This is a genomic window from Vibrio sp. 1401, from assembly GCF_033340295.1.
This window is the reverse complement of the sequence record NZ_JAWOWF010000017.1, coordinates 23,908-39,946: the sequence shown is the minus strand read 5'-3', so window position 1 is coordinate 39,946 and position 16,039 is coordinate 23,908. Positions and strand designations below refer to the sequence as shown.

At 43.9% G+C, this 16,039-nt stretch carries 16 protein-coding genes; 6 read left to right on the top strand and 10 right to left on the bottom strand.

Features of this window, described 5'->3' with window-relative positions; translation table 11 throughout:
• Window positions 1–16: 16 nt before the first annotated feature.
• Genes R7Z77_RS11005 through sdhC form a run of 4 tightly spaced genes read right to left on the bottom strand, consistent with a single transcriptional unit; the run spans window position 17 to window position 3,240 of the window.
• Window positions 17–727 carry a succinate dehydrogenase iron-sulfur subunit gene (locus R7Z77_RS11005; RefSeq protein WP_005382174.1) on the bottom strand — a complete coding sequence of 237 codons (711 nt, stop codon included), beginning with the start codon at window positions 725–727 and terminating at the stop codon, window positions 17–19.
• A 15-nt stretch (window positions 728–742) separates the two neighbouring features.
• A complete protein-coding gene (gene sdhA, locus R7Z77_RS11000) occupies window positions 743–2,509 on the bottom strand; it encodes a succinate dehydrogenase flavoprotein subunit (protein ID WP_005382172.1) in 1,767 nt (588 codons plus the stop codon).
• Complete coding sequence (sdhD, locus tag R7Z77_RS10995) at window positions 2,510–2,854, bottom strand: succinate dehydrogenase, hydrophobic membrane anchor protein (RefSeq protein WP_005382169.1); 345 nt, start codon at window positions 2,852–2,854, stop codon at window positions 2,510–2,512. It lies immediately after the preceding gene.
• A complete protein-coding gene (sdhC, locus tag R7Z77_RS10990) occupies window positions 2,848–3,240 on the bottom strand; it encodes a succinate dehydrogenase cytochrome b556 subunit (RefSeq protein WP_017634811.1) in 393 nt (130 codons plus the stop codon). Before sdhC ends, sdhD begins: the two co-directional genes overlap by 7 nt.
• Window positions 3,241–3,636: 396 nt before the next feature.
• Between sdhC and R7Z77_RS10985 the strand changes: the two genes are divergently transcribed.
• Window positions 3,637–4,926, top strand: coding sequence for a citrate synthase (locus R7Z77_RS10985; protein WP_005382163.1), 1,290 nt, complete (start codon window positions 3,637–3,639; stop codon window positions 4,924–4,926).
• Window positions 4,927–5,018: 92 nt separating this feature from the next.
• Here R7Z77_RS10985 and R7Z77_RS10980 read toward each other — a convergent pair whose 3' ends face one another.
• Complete coding sequence (locus tag R7Z77_RS10980; protein ID WP_025766984.1) at window positions 5,019–5,777, bottom strand: Nif3-like dinuclear metal center hexameric protein; 759 nt, start codon at window positions 5,775–5,777, stop codon at window positions 5,019–5,021.
• A gap of 232 nt (window positions 5,778–6,009) precedes the next feature.
• Between R7Z77_RS10980 and R7Z77_RS10975 the strand changes: the two genes are divergently transcribed.
• The gene (locus R7Z77_RS10975) at window positions 6,010–6,783 is read left to right on the top strand and encodes a DUF1853 family protein (RefSeq protein WP_025766985.1); all 774 of its coding nucleotides are present in this window, start codon (window positions 6,010–6,012) and stop codon (window positions 6,781–6,783) included.
• A gap of 61 nt (window positions 6,784–6,844) precedes the next feature.
• Here the strand turns inward: R7Z77_RS10975 and pgm are convergent, their stop codons facing one another.
• Window positions 6,845–8,491: a phosphoglucomutase (alpha-D-glucose-1,6-bisphosphate-dependent) gene (pgm, locus tag R7Z77_RS10970; RefSeq protein ID WP_025766986.1), complete on the bottom strand. Its 1,647-nt coding sequence runs from the start codon at window positions 8,489–8,491 to the stop codon at window positions 6,845–6,847.
• Window positions 8,492–8,583: 92 nt separating this feature from the next.
• Window positions 8,584–9,126, bottom strand: coding sequence for a replication initiation negative regulator SeqA (gene seqA, locus R7Z77_RS10965; protein WP_005382149.1), 543 nt, complete (start codon window positions 9,124–9,126; stop codon window positions 8,584–8,586).
• Between the two features lie 92 nt (window positions 9,127–9,218).
• On the opposite strand from seqA, the gene R7Z77_RS10960 reads away from it, so the two are divergent.
• The 3 genes from R7Z77_RS10960 (at window position 9,219) to fldA (ending at window position 10,902) form a co-directional block, all read left to right on the top strand.
• Window positions 9,219–9,986, top strand: coding sequence for an alpha/beta fold hydrolase (locus R7Z77_RS10960; RefSeq protein ID WP_005384988.1), 768 nt, complete (start codon window positions 9,219–9,221; stop codon window positions 9,984–9,986).
• Window positions 9,987–10,098: 112 nt separating this feature from the next.
• On the top strand, window positions 10,099–10,320 hold the full coding sequence (locus tag R7Z77_RS10955) for a DUF2788 domain-containing protein (RefSeq protein ID WP_005393038.1): 222 nt from the start codon (window positions 10,099–10,101) through the stop codon (window positions 10,318–10,320).
• A gap of 48 nt (window positions 10,321–10,368) precedes the next feature.
• Window positions 10,369–10,902, top strand: coding sequence for a flavodoxin FldA (fldA, locus tag R7Z77_RS10950; protein ID WP_005382146.1), 534 nt, complete (start codon window positions 10,369–10,371; stop codon window positions 10,900–10,902).
• Between the two features lie 52 nt (window positions 10,903–10,954).
• On the opposite strand, the gene R7Z77_RS10945 is transcribed toward fldA, so the two are convergent.
• On the bottom strand, window positions 10,955–11,458 hold the full coding sequence (locus R7Z77_RS10945; protein WP_005382144.1) for a DUF4442 domain-containing protein: 504 nt from the start codon (window positions 11,456–11,458) through the stop codon (window positions 10,955–10,957).
• Window positions 11,459–11,658: 200 nt separating this feature from the next.
• Here R7Z77_RS10945 and fcrX point away from each other — a divergent pair, with 200 nt between their 5' ends.
• Window positions 11,659–12,108, top strand: coding sequence for a ferric iron uptake transcriptional regulator FcrX (gene fcrX, locus R7Z77_RS10940; RefSeq protein WP_005382141.1), 450 nt, complete (start codon window positions 11,659–11,661; stop codon window positions 12,106–12,108).
• A gap of 220 nt (window positions 12,109–12,328) precedes the next feature.
• Here fcrX and glnS read toward each other — a convergent pair whose 3' ends face one another.
• Window positions 12,329–13,999, bottom strand: coding sequence for a glutamine--tRNA ligase (glnS, locus tag R7Z77_RS10935; RefSeq protein ID WP_115385807.1), 1,671 nt, complete (start codon window positions 13,997–13,999; stop codon window positions 12,329–12,331).
• 276 nt (window positions 14,000–14,275) lie between these two features.
• The gene (gene nagE / locus R7Z77_RS10930) at window positions 14,276–15,769 is read right to left on the bottom strand and encodes an N-acetylglucosamine-specific PTS transporter subunit IIBC (protein WP_104975952.1); all 1,494 of its coding nucleotides are present in this window, start codon (window positions 15,767–15,769) and stop codon (window positions 14,276–14,278) included.
• Window positions 15,770–16,039: the final 270 nt, after the last annotated feature.

The window sequence follows — 16,039 nt, the reverse complement described above, 5'->3', positions numbered from 1 at the left end:
CCTAAGAGCGAGTAAATTAAACCGAACGATTAACCAACATCGACTTAATGTGACCGATGGCTTTCGTCGGATTTAATCCCTTAGGACAAACACTTACACAATTCATGATGCCATGGCAACGAAAAACGCTAAATGCATCATCAAGATCAGACAAACGTTCATCTGTTGCCGTATCGCGGCTATCAATTAGCCAACGGTACGCTGCGAGAAGACCAGCTGGGCCGATGAATTTATCAGGGTTCCACCAGAATGATGGGCAAGACGTTGTACAACATGCACACATGATACATTCGTACAATCCATCTAAATGCGCACGATCATCAGGCGATTGTAGGTTCTCACGTGATGGTGGTAATGCACCATCATCAATCAAGAATGGTTTAACTTTCGCATAGTTATCATAGAACTGCGTCATGTCAACGATAAGATCGCGCACGACAGGTAACCCTGGTAGTGGACGAATAACTATCTTATCGCCTTGTAGAGCAGATAACGGTGTGATACACGCTAGGCCGTTTTTACCATTCATATTCAAACCATCAGAACCACATACCCCTTCACGGCATGAGCGACGGAACGCGATGCTTGGATCTTGCTCTTTTAGCAGAATCAATGCATCAAGCACCATCATGTCTGAGCCTTCGTCTACCTCAAGGGTATACTCTTTCATGTAAGGCTTGGTATCCACATCCGGATTGTAACGGTATAAAGAGAAGTTTAATTTCATAGTCGTATCCTCCCTTTAGTATGTACGTACTTTCGGCGGGAAAGCTTCACGATGCGTTGGCGTCATGTTCACATCACGCTTAGTCATCGCTTCTGTTTCCGGATTGTAGATAGAGTGGCATAGCCAGTTCTCATCATCACGCTCAGGGAAATCGAAACGAGCATGTGCGCCACGACTCTCTGTACGGTAGTTTGCTGCAACGGCAGTTGAAAACGCGGTTTCCATCAGGTTATCAAGTTCTAGACACTCAATACGCTGCGTGTTGAACTCTGAAGACTTGTCCGCTAGATGCGCATCTTTCAAACGTTCGCGAATCACTTTCAACTCTTCTAGACCGGTTGCCATCGCATCGCCTTCACGGAATACCGAGAAGCTGTTTTGCATGCATGCTTGTAGGTCTTTACGAATCTGAACTGGATCTTCACCACCAGTGCTGTTTTCCCAACGCATAGTACGCGCTAGAGACGCTTCAATATCAGATTCTGTTGCAGGACGAGCTTCTGCTTGCGCTGCTAGCGTTTCGCCAAGGTGCAAGCCAGTAGCACGACCAAATACGACCAAGTCTAGTAATGAGTTGCCGCCCAGACGGTTAGCACCGTGTACCGATACAGAAGCAATCTCACCACATGCGTAAAGGCCTTGTACTTCCATCTCGCTACCGTCGGCCTTCTGCTTAATTGCTTGGCCAGAGACTTGAGTAGGTACACCACCCATCATGTAGTGACAAGTTGGAATTACTGGAATTGGCTCTTTCACTGGGTCAACGTGTGCAAATGTACGAGACAGTTCACAGATACCTGGTAGACGTGATTCAAGTACTTCTTTACCAAGGTGATCAAGTTTCAACTTGATATGTGGACCCCAAGGACCATCACAGCCGCGGCCTTCACGAATTTCAATCATCATTGAACGAGCAACCACGTCACGACCAGCAAGGTCTTTCGCGTTTGGTGCGTAGCGCTCCATGAAGCGTTCACCATCTTTATTTAGAAGGTAACCACCTTCACCACGACAACCTTCCGTCACTAGAACACCCGCGCCAGCAATACCTGTTGGGTGGAACTGCCACATTTCCATGTCTTGCATTGGAACGCCTGCGCGAAGTGCCATACCAACGCCATCACCCGTGTTGATGTGCGCGTTAGTGGTCGATGCGTAAATACGACCTGCACCACCTGTAGCTAGAATGGTTGCTTTCGATTTGAAGTAACAGATTTCACCCGTTTCCATACAAATCGCAGTACAACCCATGATTGCGCCGTCTTGGTTTTTCACAAGATCCAAAGCGTACCACTCCGAGAAGATGGTTGTTTTGTGTTTTACGTTTTGCTGGTAAAGCGTGTGAAGAAGTGCGTGACCAGTACGGTCTGCAGCAGCGGCTGTACGAGCAGCCTGCTCACCACCAAACTCTTTAGATTGGCCACCGAATGGACGTTGGTATATGGTACCGTTATCAAAACGAGAGAATGGAAGACCCATTTTTTCAAGCTCGATAACTGACTCAGGACCATTTTTACACATGTATTCAATCGCGTTCTGGTCACCGATGTAGTCGGAACCTTTAACGGTATCGTACATGTGCCATTGCCAATCGTCTTTGTGCGAGTTACCCAGAGCAACGGTAATGCCGCCCTGTGCAGACACAGTATGAGAACGTGTTGGAAATACTTTTGACAACAAAGCACATGATAGGCCTTGCTCTGAAATTTGTAGTGCAGCGCGCATACCTGCACCACCAGCGCCGATTACTACGGCATCAAACTCACGAACTGGAATAGACACTTACGCACCCCACAGAATAAATAGACCAGAGAAGACATAGCCGAATAGCACGGCAATAACACCAAGTTGTAGTGCGCCACGTAGTTTCGCGCACTTAATGTAATCAGTTAATACTTGCCACAAACCAACCCAAGCGTGAATCAGGATCGAGACAAGTGCCAACATGGTGAATACTTTAGTGAAGGTACCACCAAAGAATTGGGTCCAAGATGCGTAAGAGATATCTGAAAATGCACAGAAGCTAATCAGATAAATCGTGTATAGCGTCATAATGATTGCAGTTGCACGAATTAGTAGGAAATCGTGTACACCATTACGACCAAATGAAGATACGTGTTTTACCATACCAAGATCCCCGCCAATAATGATAATACTGCTGTTGCACCAAACGCGACTTTAGCGCTCATCGTGCCTGAATCTAGTTCTTCAAAGTGACCTAGATCCATCAATAAGTGACGGATACCACCTGCGATGTGGTAGGCAAGTGCAGTAAGAATTCCCCACAGGATGAATTTTACGAAGAAGCTATCGACGATGTCAGCGGCTTCCATAAAACCCATTGGGGATGACAGAGAAATGGATAGTAACCACAGTAATATACCCACCGCAACAAACGTAATTACCCCAGACACACGGTGTAGGATGGATGCGATTGCTGTGATAGGAAAGTGGATGGTCTGTAAATCTAAATTAACAGGTCTTGACTTTCTTTCTTTCACGGGCTTGCTCACTCAGCTCCATTGAGCATTTATTGTTATAACCAATTTCAGCTTCCAAACATACAAAAGTTAACATCTATTTAACAAATATCACGAGTAACCACTCAGATAATTGTAAACAAGTTGTTAACAAACGGAATCCAGCAACAAACCTCACTCTTTGTTTCTAGCCCCGAATTTATAAGGATTTAACTAAAATTTTCTTTGCCAATATACGGCGAGCAACATTCTAATACAATTGGTGTAACAAATTATGCTACATAGAACAGATTTTTAACGATTTTCATGAGAAAAATCATAACAAGTGCACACAAAGATGGAGAAAAATTGACTTTAAGCTTTAACAACAGTACAAAAATGGCACATAAACATCCTGGACGGATTAAATAATAAACAAAGGAGATTGTTATGGCGGATAAGAAAGCGACCCTTCATGTTGAAGGTCAAGCGCCAATCGAACTGCCAATTATGGACGGTACGCTAGGTACACCTGTAATTGACGTTCGTAAGCTGGGAGCCAATGGTTACTTTACTTTTGACCCAGGTTTTCTTGCCACTGCATCTTGTGAATCATCAATCACGTACATCGATGGCGGCAAAGGTATTCTTTTGCACCGCGGTTTCCCGATTGATCAATTAGCCAATAACGCAGATTACTTAGAAGTATGTTACATCCTTCTTTATGGTGAAGCCCCTACCCGAGAACAATACGAGCAATTCAAAACGACCGTTACTCGTCACACAATGGTACACGAGCAAATCGCAAGCTTTTTCCATGGCTTCCGACGCGATGCTCATCCAATGGCGGTAATGTGTGGTGTAGTTGGAGCACTTGCAGCCTTCTATCACGACTCTCTTGACATTAACAACGACGAACACCGCGAAATTGCAGCGTACCGTCTGCTGTCAAAAATGCCAACACTGGCGGCGATGTGTTACAAATACTCTATCGGTCAGCCATTTATTTACCCTCGTAACGACCTTAGCTACGCAGAGAACTTCTTGCATATGATGTTCGCAAACCCTTGCGAAGAGTATGAAGTAAATCCTGTGGTTGCCCGTGCGATGGATAAGATTTTCACTCTACACGCGGATCACGAACAGAATGCGTCGACATCAACTGTTCGCCTAGCTGGCTCTTCTGGTGCGAACCCATTTGCATGTATTGCCGCTGGTATTGCATCCCTTTGGGGGCCTGCTCACGGTGGCGCAAACGAAGCCTGCTTGAGAATGCTAGAAGAGATTGGCAGCGTCGATAACATCCCTGAATATGTAGACCGCGCGAAAGACAAAGATGACCCATTCCGCTTAATGGGCTTTGGTCACCGCGTTTACAAGAACTACGACCCACGTGCGACAGTAATGCGCGAAACGTGTCATGAAGTTCTCAAAGAGCTAAACATTCAAGACCCTCTGCTAGACGTTGCAATGGAACTTGAGCGCATTGCACTTTCTGATGAGTACTTCGTGTCTAAGAAGCTGTACCCGAACGTAGACTTCTACTCAGGTATCATTCTTAAAGCGATTGGTATTCCAGTTTCTATGTTTACGGTTATCTTCGCGATTTCTCGTACCATCGGCTGGATTGCTCACTGGAACGAAATGCACAGCGATCCACTGAACCGCATCGGTCGTCCTCGTCAGCTATACACTGGCGAAACACAACGTGAGTTTTCTCCACTTCACGAACGTGAATGATCTTTTAGTACGAAGATAGACAAACAAAAGGGTTGAGATTTTCGTCTCAACCCTTTTTTCTTTTTTGCGTTTAACGTTATTAATGGAGAACGCTAAACCGGATTATCAATATCGATAAACTCCACATGTAGGCCATATTCATCCGCTAGCCATTTGCCTAAGGCCTGAACACCATAACGCTCAGTAGCATGATGACCTGCAGCAAAGTAATGAATGTCCATTTCACGAGCAGTATAAGTGGTGCGCTCTGAAATTTCTCCAGAGATAAATGCATCCAGCCCGTGCTGTACAGCAAGTTCAATGAAATCCTGCCCTCCACCAGTACACCAGCCGACTGTCTCAATCATCTTATCAGTATTCTCTGGAGCGATATGCAGAGGCTCTCTTTCAAGAACTTGGTTGATCTTACTCGCAAATTCAACACCAGACATCGGCTTTTTCAAGCGCCCAAACATAGCAACTGACTGAGGGTGCCCTTCAAGCCCACCTTCTACTTCGATTTCAAGTAAGCGAGCTAATTCAGCGTTGTTGCCTAGCTCTGGATGAATATCTAGAGGAAGGTGATAACCATATAAGTTGATATCATTTTTGATCAGGCTACGAATTCGTTTACCTTTCATGCCACGAATTGGCTCAGGCTCACCTTTCCAAAAATAGCCATGATGAACAAGCAATGCGTCTGCATTAAGCTCAATCGCTTTATCGATTAAGGCTTGAGAGGCGGTTACGCCAGTGATAATACGCTTTACGGCTGGCGTCCCTTCTACCTGTAACCCGTTTGGTGCGTAATCTTTAATTAACTGCGGTGACAGTTTGTCATTAAGAATCTGTTCTAGCTTTAAGTTATTCATTATTACTTCCAATTTCTAGCGCATGTAAACCTAAATAACCTCTCGATGAAATCAGACCGAGAGTGTGCAACCTAGTTGATACAACAACGTTTTGACATCTGGCACCTTGATATCATTTAGGTATTTAAAGTGTATCTCGAACCCTAATATCGATGCTAGCCACCCTACCCTCAAAAGCAAATTTAGTTACAATAACAAAGCTTGTCGCCTCACCATACATTTAGGGATACGGATGAACCAACTGCAACGCTTTTACCAATGGATCGCCACTTCACCTCCTCTTTTCAAGTTACGCCCTCCGTTTGCAACCTTAGAGGATCTTACGGTAACGCCTTTAAAGAACACTGAGCAATACAATGGTAATCCAAGATTGGGCTTTTTATATCAGCACTTATGCACTGCAGTTCTCTCTAGTTCAGAACGATATCAGGTTATCGCGGAAGAGGTTCAGTTAAACGACATCGAAGGTAAGACCATTGGTGCTATAGATTTGGTGTTGCGGAATACAGAATCAAATCAAATAGAACACTGGGAAGTGGCGATTAAGTTTTATCTTCTTTATAACGGCGTTTGGTATGGTCCGAATGCTCACGACCAGCTGCATACAAAACTGAATAGAATGCTTACTCATCAATTGAAAATGAGCGATCGCCCGGAATTTCAAAAAATAATTCCGTTAAACGACGCCCCACAAGAGCATCTATTGATGCAAGGACGACTCTATATTAATCCGTTTACTCCAGAGCCAACTCCTAGCGAGTGCTTGGGTTATGAACTAAATCCAAGTCAGATTAGTGGTTACTGGTGCTACCAGAGCCAATGGGAGTTAATCGGTAAGCCACTTTATCATTTACACAAACCATGCTGGGCGATTGGTATGGACGATTTATCTCGACCCATTGAAAAGCCTTCAGACCGATTTGTACATGCACAAACGGAGGACGGTCAATTCTGGTTTGTGGTACCAGATTCATGGCCCGGAGATAAAGCGGTTCGGGGCACTTAAACATGAAAGGGTTGATGTTTTCACATCAACCCTTTGCTAGATACATTGACCATTGGATGTTTTACAAACCAGCGGCTGCAAACACTTGATTAACGATCTCTTGTGCTTCAGCTTCGATTTGTTTCAGATGTTCTTCACCTTTGAAGCTTTCACAGTAAATCTTGTAGATGTCCTCTGTGCCTGATGGACGAGCAGCGAACCAACCGTTAGCTGTCGTTACTTTAAGGCCGCCAATCGCAGCACCATTGCCTGGTGCATGCGTTAGACGAGCAGTGATAGCATCACCTGCTAGAGTTTCAGCCGCAACCATTTCTGGTGACAACTTCTTCAATACGTCTTTTTGTGGGCCATTTGCTACAGCTTGAATACGGTTGTACTTCGACTCACCGTGCTTCGCCGCTAGCTCTTCATAGTAATCTTGAGGGTTCTTACCCGTTACCGCAGTGATCTCTGCTGCTAGAAGGCATAGCAAGATGCCATCTTTGTCTGTTGACCAAGGCGTGCCATCTTTACGAAGGAAAGACGCACCAGCACTTTCTTCGCCGCCGAAACCAAACTTACCAGTGTACAGACCGTCTACAAACCATTTGAAACCAACAGGCACTTCACATAGCTCACGACCTAGATCCGCAACAACACGGTCAATCAGCGCACTTGAAACTAGTGTTTTACCAACAGCGACGTCTTTACCCCACGCGTCACGATGACGGTACAAGTAGTCAATACAAACGGCTAAGAAGTGGTTCGGGTTCATCAAACCTTTTGGCGTAACGATACCGTGACGGTCGTAGTCAGGATCGTTACCAAATGCTAAATCGTATTCGTCTTTCAGTGCCAATAGACCCGCCATTGCGTAAGGAGAAGAACAGTCCATACGCACAACGCCGTCTTTATCTAGCGACATGAATTGGAAAGAAGGATCGATCGATTCACTTACTAGCGTTAGGTCTAGGTTGTATGCCTGACCAATTTGACGCCAGTAATCGATACCGCTGCCACCCAATGGATCTACACCAATCTTCAGGTTCGCTTTTTGGATTGCTTCCATATCGATAACGTTCACCAGGTCATCAATGTATGGCTTCACCAAGTCCATCTCTACAAACAGATCCGATGCTTTTGCTTCTGCTAGTGGTAGGCGTTTAACACCTTGTAAACCTTCAGCAATCAATTCGTTCGCACGATCTTCGATAGCTTGAGTCAACTCAGCTTCTGCAGGACCACCATGTGTCGGATTGTATTTGATTCCGCCGTCTTGTGGTGGGTTATGTGATGGGGTAATAACGATACCGTCTGCTTTTTCATCGTGTTTGATGTTGTAAGTCAGAATCGCGTGTGAAATACCCGGTGTTGGCGTGTAACCGTTGTCTTGCTGGACAATCACTTTCACACCATTTGCAATCAATACTTCAATCACACTTGAAAAAGCAGGCTCAGATAGCGCATGCGTGTCTTTACCCACAAACAACGGGCCAGTTGTGCCTTGCTCAGCACGAACTTCTGCTACCGCTTGAGCGATCGCTAAAATGTGGTTTTCGTTAAAAGTGTGCTTGTCTGCAGTACCGCGGTGGCCAGAAGTACCAAATTGAACTTTGTGTTCTGCGTTTGCCGCGTCTGGTTGAAGTAAGAAGTAGTTAGCAACGAGTGCTGGGATATTGTGAAGATCTTCCTGCTGCGCTTTTTGCCCAGCACGAGGGTGCATAGCCATGTTTGACATCCTTTCTTTCAATACAAATAAAATTAAAAAAGCCTCATAATATCCGCTCACTGCGACGCATTATGAGGCTTCTATCAGGTTTCTTAGATTGAACCTGTGACTTTTTCTATTAAGTCAGGTTGGAACCCCATGTGTGCCATCACTTGTTCAACCATCTGTCTTTTACGACTTGTATTGTTATTCGTGATAACCCAAAACGGTGTGCCAGGAATGGCTTTTGGCTTGGTCGTATTACCGTTTGCTAGCAAGGTTTCTTCATTATCTGCAAAGTACACGCGTTTGCGTCCTTTTACATTCGTAGCCTGGGCGAAACCTTCTGGATTCAATTTATGTAAGGTCGATAATACCAACATAAAGCGATCAATCGCTTTTTTTAGACCGGCAAACTCATCAGAAATAAGCAGCGAACGCATTTCTTTCACTACATCAACAGATTCCGTTTTACCCGCATCTTTACTTACTACAATCCCTTGTGGCTTCTCTACTACAGGCGCGGCTTTAGCTTCCTGCAACTGACCATCAAGGTTTAAAAGGCGTCGCAAAATATCCGAGGCGCTTTCACCGATATGCTTAGTTTGACTAGCTATATAACGGTATAGATCCTCATCAACCTCAATTGTTTTCATTCGCTTTTCACATTCTCAATGTTTAAACTCTGGGGGATTATAACGAGATCCACGCGGATACTCCACGTTAAACCCATCACGAATAAGATAAAATGTCAGCATTACTCAACTATAAGCAGGAAGGCCAAGGCCAAACAGTTGTTTTGATTCACGGATTGTTTGGTAGTTTAAGTAATCTGGGTCTACTCGCCCGCGATCTTATTAAAGATCACACGGTGATCAGTATTGATCTGAGAAATCACGGCCTCTCTTTCCACTCCGAAGTCCATAACTATACCGATATGGCAAACGATGTGGCTCAGCTCCTTCAGCACTTAAACGTTGAGCCATCTATTGTTATTGGTCACTCCATGGGCGGAAAAGTCGCGATGGCTCTTGTGGACATTGCTCCAAATGTAGTCAAGCAGTTAGTCGTTCTCGACATGGCGCCTGTAGCCTACACTACGAACCGTCACGATAATGTTTTTAACGGCTTACATGCTGTTATTAATGAAAAACCAGCAAATCGACAGCAAGCCATGGATATCCTAGCTCAACATATTGAACTCGATGGTGTAAGACAATTTCTCTCTAAATCACTGTACAAAAATGGCGATAAGATGGATTGGCGGTTTAACGTACCGAGCCTTTTTGAGAATTATGACCAAATTATTGGCTGGCAAGAAATCACACCAACAGATATCCCAACTTTATTTATCAAAGGCGGCGACTCTGACTACTTAATGCCAGAACATCAGCCGGCAGTGAAGCGACAATTTAACCATGCTAAAGCACACATTATCGCTGGCACTGGTCACTGGTTACACGCCGAGAAACCGACAGAAGTAATGAGAGTCATTCGAAAATACATTTCGAGTTAACAAATTCGAAAAGCAACACTAGATTATTGAAATAACCCTTCTTGTAGTGCATTAACTTTACCGTTTAACAGTGGTATAGTGCGCCCAAGATTTTTCGGCATGAAGGGCTAAAATGCTTTACGACTATATGGATATGCTCGAGTCTATTGGACTCGATCTTCTTTTTGCTGCTATCTTTTTTTTCATCGGGATGGCGATAAAAGATGTACTAAAGCAAGGCAATGTACCTGTTTTTGGTCGTCGTATTGTGTGGTTAGTCCTTTTCCTAGGCTGTGCTGGCTTTATTGCAAAAGGTGTAATTCAGCTAACTTGGGAAGGCTCAGGGTTAGGTTAAACCCTTAGTAGCATCGCCAATAACAAACAATGTAAAGGTATAGACTCTATGGCAAGTGTAGGTATCTTCTTCGGTAGCGACACAGGTAATACTGAAGCCGTTGCAAAGATGATTCAAAAGCAACTAGGTAAACATCTAGTTCACGTTCAAGACATCGCGAAAAGCAGCAAAGAAGACATTGATAACTTCGATCTTCTTCTTCTAGGTATCCCAACTTGGTACTACGGCGAAGCACAATGTGATTGGGATGACTTCTTCCCTGAGCTTGAGCAAATCGACTTCTCTACTAAGCTAGTGGCTATCTTTGGCTGTGGCGACCAAGAAGACTACGCAGAATACTTCTGTGACGCGATGGGCACAGTCCGTGATATCGTTGAATCTAAAGGCGGCACAATTCTTGGCCATACCTCGACAGAAGGCTACGAATTTGAAGCGTCTAAAGCACTTGTTGAAGGTGACGAAAGCCAATTCGTAGGTCTATGTATTGATGAAGACCGCCAACCAGAATTGACTGACGAGCGTGTTGAAAGCTGGGTTAAACAGATCTATGAAGAGATGTGTTTAGCTGAGCTAGAAGGCTAATCAAATTGAATGATACAAAGACCTCCACTTGGAGGTCTTTTTGTATGTATTGTCACACAGCATCGGTAAGTACTTCCTCTTCGCGATACTGAGGTTTCTTTCTTACATAAAGCTTGCGTTGAACCTCTGAAACCACATTCCCCTGTTTATCTTTTACATGAGTAATAAACTCAGGAAAACACTTTTCTCCATTCCGTGTCATTTGATAAATGTTTTCCAGCATCCCTTCAGTGACCTCAAATTCTGCAAACAAATCACTTTGCCCCGGCTTAATAAAGTTAATGCTTGCCTCTTTATCCCACACATAATATTCCTCTCGTAGAATCCCCATCAGCATCAACGAGTAAATAGGATCAGTTAAAGAGAAAATACTGCCGCCATATTGGGTGCGATTGGCATTTTTATTCCACCAGCGAAGCTTTAAACGTACCTTTACAGTACGGAAGTCTTGAGAAATATGTAAGATTTTAATACCCGCCCCCCAAAAAGGAGGCCAAATATTGAGTGCGAACTTTACAATTCCTGGTTTGTATATCTTCGCTAGTCGCCTATTCATCGCTATCCCTGCCCTCTCCAAGCTTAATGTTACACAATTGTAACTGGTCAGAGCTGTAATATAATGGACCTGTTTCTAATTTACAAAAAGATTCTATTAACCCTTTGAAGTTCGTGGTTTAATGTTCCGAACGCTTATCCTATAATGGTAGGAAGATTGAATTCTGTTAAATCGCTGCAGATGATCCAACGGGAAAGTATATGTCAGATAATAATCAGGCGCTGAAGGATGCGGGTTTAAAAGTAACCCTTCCGAGGCTAAAAATTCTAGAAGTACTTCAGCAGCCAGACTGCCAGCACATCAGTGCTGAAGATTTGTACAAAAAGTTGATTGATCTAGGTGAAGAAATTGGCCTAGCAACTGTTTACCGAGTTCTAAACCAGTTCGACGATGCTGGTATTGTAACTCGTCACCACTTTGAAGGTGGAAAGTCAGTCTTCGAATTATCGACTCAACATCACCACGACCACCTAGTGTGCCTAGATTGTGGTGAGGTAATTGAATTTTCTGACGATCTTATCGAAGAACGTCAAAAAGAGATTGCAGCTAAGTACAATGTCACACTAACAAACCACAGCTTATACTTGTACGGCAAGTGTAGCGATGGTGGTTGTAAAGACAATCCAGATGCACACAAACCGAAAAAATAAGGGTTTGTTAATTTAAAAAGTAAACGTCAGCACATGCTGGCGTTTTTTGTTTCTAGAAGTCAGTACCTTAGACGTCAGTACTTTGGTTACAGAACAAAGGCTACTAAACACCCATCTTTTTTATCCACAGTTTTGCACATCTATATAGCACTCTGTGGGATTAGGTATAAAAAATGCCAGCATTTGCTGGCATTTTCATCACTCTCAGCATTAATCGAGATTATTGATTCTCAATTTTTGCCCAGGTATCACGTAGACCAACCGTGCGGTTGAATACTAGATTATCTGCTGAAGAGTCTTTCGAGTCTGCACAGAAGTAACCCATACGTTCAAACTGGTAACCTTTTTCTGCTTCTGCAGAAGCTAGGCTAGGCTCGACAAAGCCATTGATCACTACTAATGATTCAGGGTTAATAGTAGAAGCAAAATCTTCCGCTGCGCCTGGGTTTGGCACCGTAAATAAACGATCGTACAGACGAATTTCCGCAGGAAGAGCTTTATCTGCTGACACCCAATGAATAACGCCTTTCACTTTACGACCATCTGCTGGGTTTTTACCTAGCGTATCTGCATCGTAAGAACAGAAAATCGTTGTGATGTTGCCTTCGGCATCTTTTTCAACGCGCTCAGCTTTGATCACGTAAGCACCACGTAAACGAACTTCTTTACCTAGCACTAAACGCTTGTACTTTTTGTTCGCTTCTTCACGGAAGTCTTCACGCTCAATCCACAGTTCACGCGTGAATGGCACTTCACGCACGCCCATTTCAGGTTTATTTGGGTGGTTGGCAACTGTCAAGTTTTCTACTGCGCCTGCTTCAAAGTTTTCGATAACAACTTTAACAGGATCCAGTACAGCCATTGCACGCGGAGCGTTCTCGTTTAGGTCATCACGAATACAAGATTCTAATGAACTAAACTCGATCATATTTTCTTGCTTCGTTACACCAATACGCTTACAAAACTCACGAATAGATGCAGGTGTGAAGCCACGACGACGCAGACCTGAGACAGTCGGCATACGTGGATCATCCCAACCATTAACCAGTTTTTCAGTAACTAGCTGGTTAAGCTTACGCTTAGACATCACTGTGTATTCAAGGTTTAAACGACTGAACTCGTATTGATGTGGACGGCTTTCGATCGTGATGTTGTCTAGAACCCAATCGTACAGACGACGGTTATCCATGAATTCAAGCGTACAAATAGAGTGCGTAATGCCTTCTAATGCATCAGAAATACAGTGCGTAAAGTCGTACATTGGGTAAATGCACCACTTATCACCAGTTTGGTGGTGCGTAGCAAAACGCACACGGTATAAAACTGGATCGCGCATGACCATGAATGAAGAACCCATGTCGATTTTAGCACGAAGACACGCTTTACCTTCTTCAAATTCACCAGCGCGCATTTTTTCAAACAACGCCAAGTTCTCTTCAACAGGACGGTCACGGTATGGACTTGGTTTACCTGGCGCCTTTAGTGTGCCGCGGTATTCACGAATTTGCTCTGGACTTAGCTCATCTACATACGCTAAGCCTTTGTTAATCAATTCAATTGCATATTCGTAAAGCTTATCGAAGTAGTTTGATGAGTAACATACTTCACCACTCCACTCAAAGCCCAACCAGTTTACATCTTTCTTGATAGACTCAACGTATTCGATGTCTTCTTTTTCAGGGTTTGTATCGTCGAAACGCAGATTACATTGACCCTGGTAGTCCTGAGCAATACCGAAGTTCAAACAGATAGACTTAGCATGACCGATATGCAGGTAGCCATTTGGCTCCGGCGGGAATCGAGTATGCACGCTAGTGTGTTTACCATCCGCTAGATCTTTATCAATGATCTGGCGAATAAAGTTTGATGGACGAGCATCAGCTTCACTCATCTATAGCACCTCAAAAATATTAGTATTGTCAGAGAAAACGGAACCCTGTTTCCAAGTATGGTTTCACAGAGTACATTGTTCCTAATGATCCACAATTCTAAGCAATTAGACAACAAGAACTCGCTCTAAAACGACAATATTTATCGAGTTAGCGTGAAAGCAAAGCAGATTCAAAGGGCCTAAACGAAAAAAGGCCTCCTGCGGAGGCCTTTTGCGATGTTGTAGTATCAATTGTTTGCAATACCAATAACAAACAATCACACCACTATTAAACAGTTAAGCTGGTAGCTGAACACCACTTAAATCTTCATCTTTAGATACATTCTTCATCTCACCAGCAACAATCTCTGCTAGAGGACCAAGGATAACTTGTAGGTTGTTTGTACCTAGCTTCACAACTCCCATAGCTCCAAGATCTTTCAGAGTTTTCTCATTGATAACGCTCATATCTTTCACAGAAAGGCGCAAACGAGTAATACAGGCATCGATAGAACTTAGGTTGTCATGACCGCCAAGTGCTTTCAAGTACTGACGAGCGAGCTCAGAAGAGTTGCTTGAGCCAGCCACGTTAGATGAAGATTCTTCATCATCTTCACGTCCCGGTGTTTTAAGGCCAAACTTAACAATCACGGTACGGAACACGAAGTAGTAAACCGCAAAGAAACCAAGGCCTTGTACAATGAGCATGTACCAGTTTACCGCTAGCGGGTTACGAGTTGACAATACTAAGTCGACTAGACCAGCAGAGAAACCGAAACCTGCAATCCACTGCATTGATGCCGCGATATAAACTGATAGACCAGTCAGCGCTGCGTGAAGAACGTACAGTCCTGGAGCAAGGAACATGAATGCAAATTCAAGTGGTTCTGTTACACCTGTAAAGAATGAAGCAAACGCAGCTGCAATCATGATAGATGCCACTTTCTCTTTATTCTTTGATTTCGCAGTATGGTACATCGCTAGAGCAGCACCTGGTAAACCAAACATCATGATTGGGAAGAAGCCCGCTTGGTACATCCCCGTAACACCTACCGTTGCCGTGCCTTCAGCTAATGATTTCGCACCGCCAAGGAAGTTTGGAATGTCATTAATACCAGCAACATCAAACCAGAACACTGAGTTTAGTGCATGGTGCAGACCAACAGGAATTAGAAGTCGGTTGAAGAATGCGTAAACACCTGCACCTGCTTCACCCATACCTTGAATGCTTTCACCAAAACTGACCAGACCGCCGTAAACTGATGGCCAAACGTACATCAGGATGAACGCAATAACGATACCAGCAAAAGACGTTAGGATCGGTACAAGACGCTTGCCAGAGAAAAACGCCAGTGCTTTGTGCAGCTCTACGTGAGAAAAACGGTTGTACAACTCAGCAGAAACAATACCAACCAAGATACCGACGAACTGGTTATTGATTTTACCAAATGCAGCAGGTACTTCACTTGGGTCAATGCCTTGAATCTGTGATACTGCACCAGGGGCCAAAAGCGTTGTGACAACTAAGAAGCCCACGAAACCTGAAAGTGCAGCGGCGCCATCTTTGTCTTTAGACATTCCGTAAGCAACACCAACAGCGAACAATACTGACATATTGTCAATGATCGCTGCACCAGCTTTAATAAGAAATGCAGCAAGTGCACTGTTTGCGCCCCAGCCATTTGGGTCGATCCAGTAGCCAATACCCATGAGTATTGCTGCTGCAGGAAGTGTGGCAACCGGCACCATAAGCGCCTTACCCACCTTCTGGAAGTATCCGAGAATGTTCACCTTAAGTTCCCCCTATAGGATTAGATGTTATGTTGAATGACTTATTTCAGCCGTCCAATTTAGTCATCCTAAGTTTATGATATTAATTTTGCTCCGCAAATTAAAAGCTCACCGTTTGTGATCATAATCACCACAATTTGCCCTTTCGGAAGGTTTTTGCTAGCGAGATCATAAAACTTATTTTATTATACGAAAAAATGGCGTTTTAAAGATAATATTCTCGCACTTTATGCAAGGCAGAATCAGTGTTATTTTGGTATCTAGGCGGGT

Excerpts from the sequence above, each read along its gene's own strand:
- R7Z77_RS10980 (WP_025766984.1), bottom strand. The coding sequence starts at position 5,777 with ATGAATAACTTAAAGCTAGAACAGATTCTTAATGACAAACTGTCACCG.
- fldA (WP_005382146.1), top strand. The coding sequence starts at position 10,369 with ATGGCAAGTGTAGGTATCTTCTTCGGTAGCGACACAGGTAATACTGAA.
- R7Z77_RS11005 (WP_005382174.1), bottom strand. The coding sequence starts at position 727 with ATGAAATTAAACTTCTCTTTATACCGTTACAATCCGGATGTGGATACC.
- fcrX (WP_005382141.1), top strand. The coding sequence starts at position 11,659 with ATGTCAGATAATAATCAGGCGCTGAAGGATGCGGGTTTAAAAGTAACC.
- R7Z77_RS10975 (WP_025766985.1), top strand. The coding sequence starts at position 6,010 with ATGAACCAACTGCAACGCTTTTACCAATGGATCGCCACTTCACCTCCT.
- R7Z77_RS10955 (WP_005393038.1), top strand. The coding sequence starts at position 10,099 with ATGCTTTACGACTATATGGATATGCTCGAGTCTATTGGACTCGATCTT.
- R7Z77_RS10960 (WP_005384988.1), top strand. The coding sequence starts at position 9,219 with ATGTCAGCATTACTCAACTATAAGCAGGAAGGCCAAGGCCAAACAGTT.
- glnS (WP_115385807.1), bottom strand. The coding sequence starts at position 13,999 with ATGAGTGAAGCTGATGCTCGTCCATCAAACTTTATTCGCCAGATCATT.
- pgm (WP_025766986.1), bottom strand. The coding sequence starts at position 8,491 with ATGGCTATGCACCCTCGTGCTGGGCAAAAAGCGCAGCAGGAAGATCTT.
- seqA (WP_005382149.1), bottom strand. The coding sequence starts at position 9,126 with ATGAAAACAATTGAGGTTGATGAGGATCTATACCGTTATATAGCTAGT.
- R7Z77_RS10985 (WP_005382163.1), top strand. The coding sequence starts at position 3,637 with ATGGCGGATAAGAAAGCGACCCTTCATGTTGAAGGTCAAGCGCCAATC.
- sdhD (WP_005382169.1), bottom strand. The coding sequence starts at position 2,854 with ATGGTAAAACACGTATCTTCATTTGGTCGTAATGGTGTACACGATTTC.
- R7Z77_RS10945 (WP_005382144.1), bottom strand. The coding sequence starts at position 11,458 with ATGAATAGGCGACTAGCGAAGATATACAAACCAGGAATTGTAAAGTTC.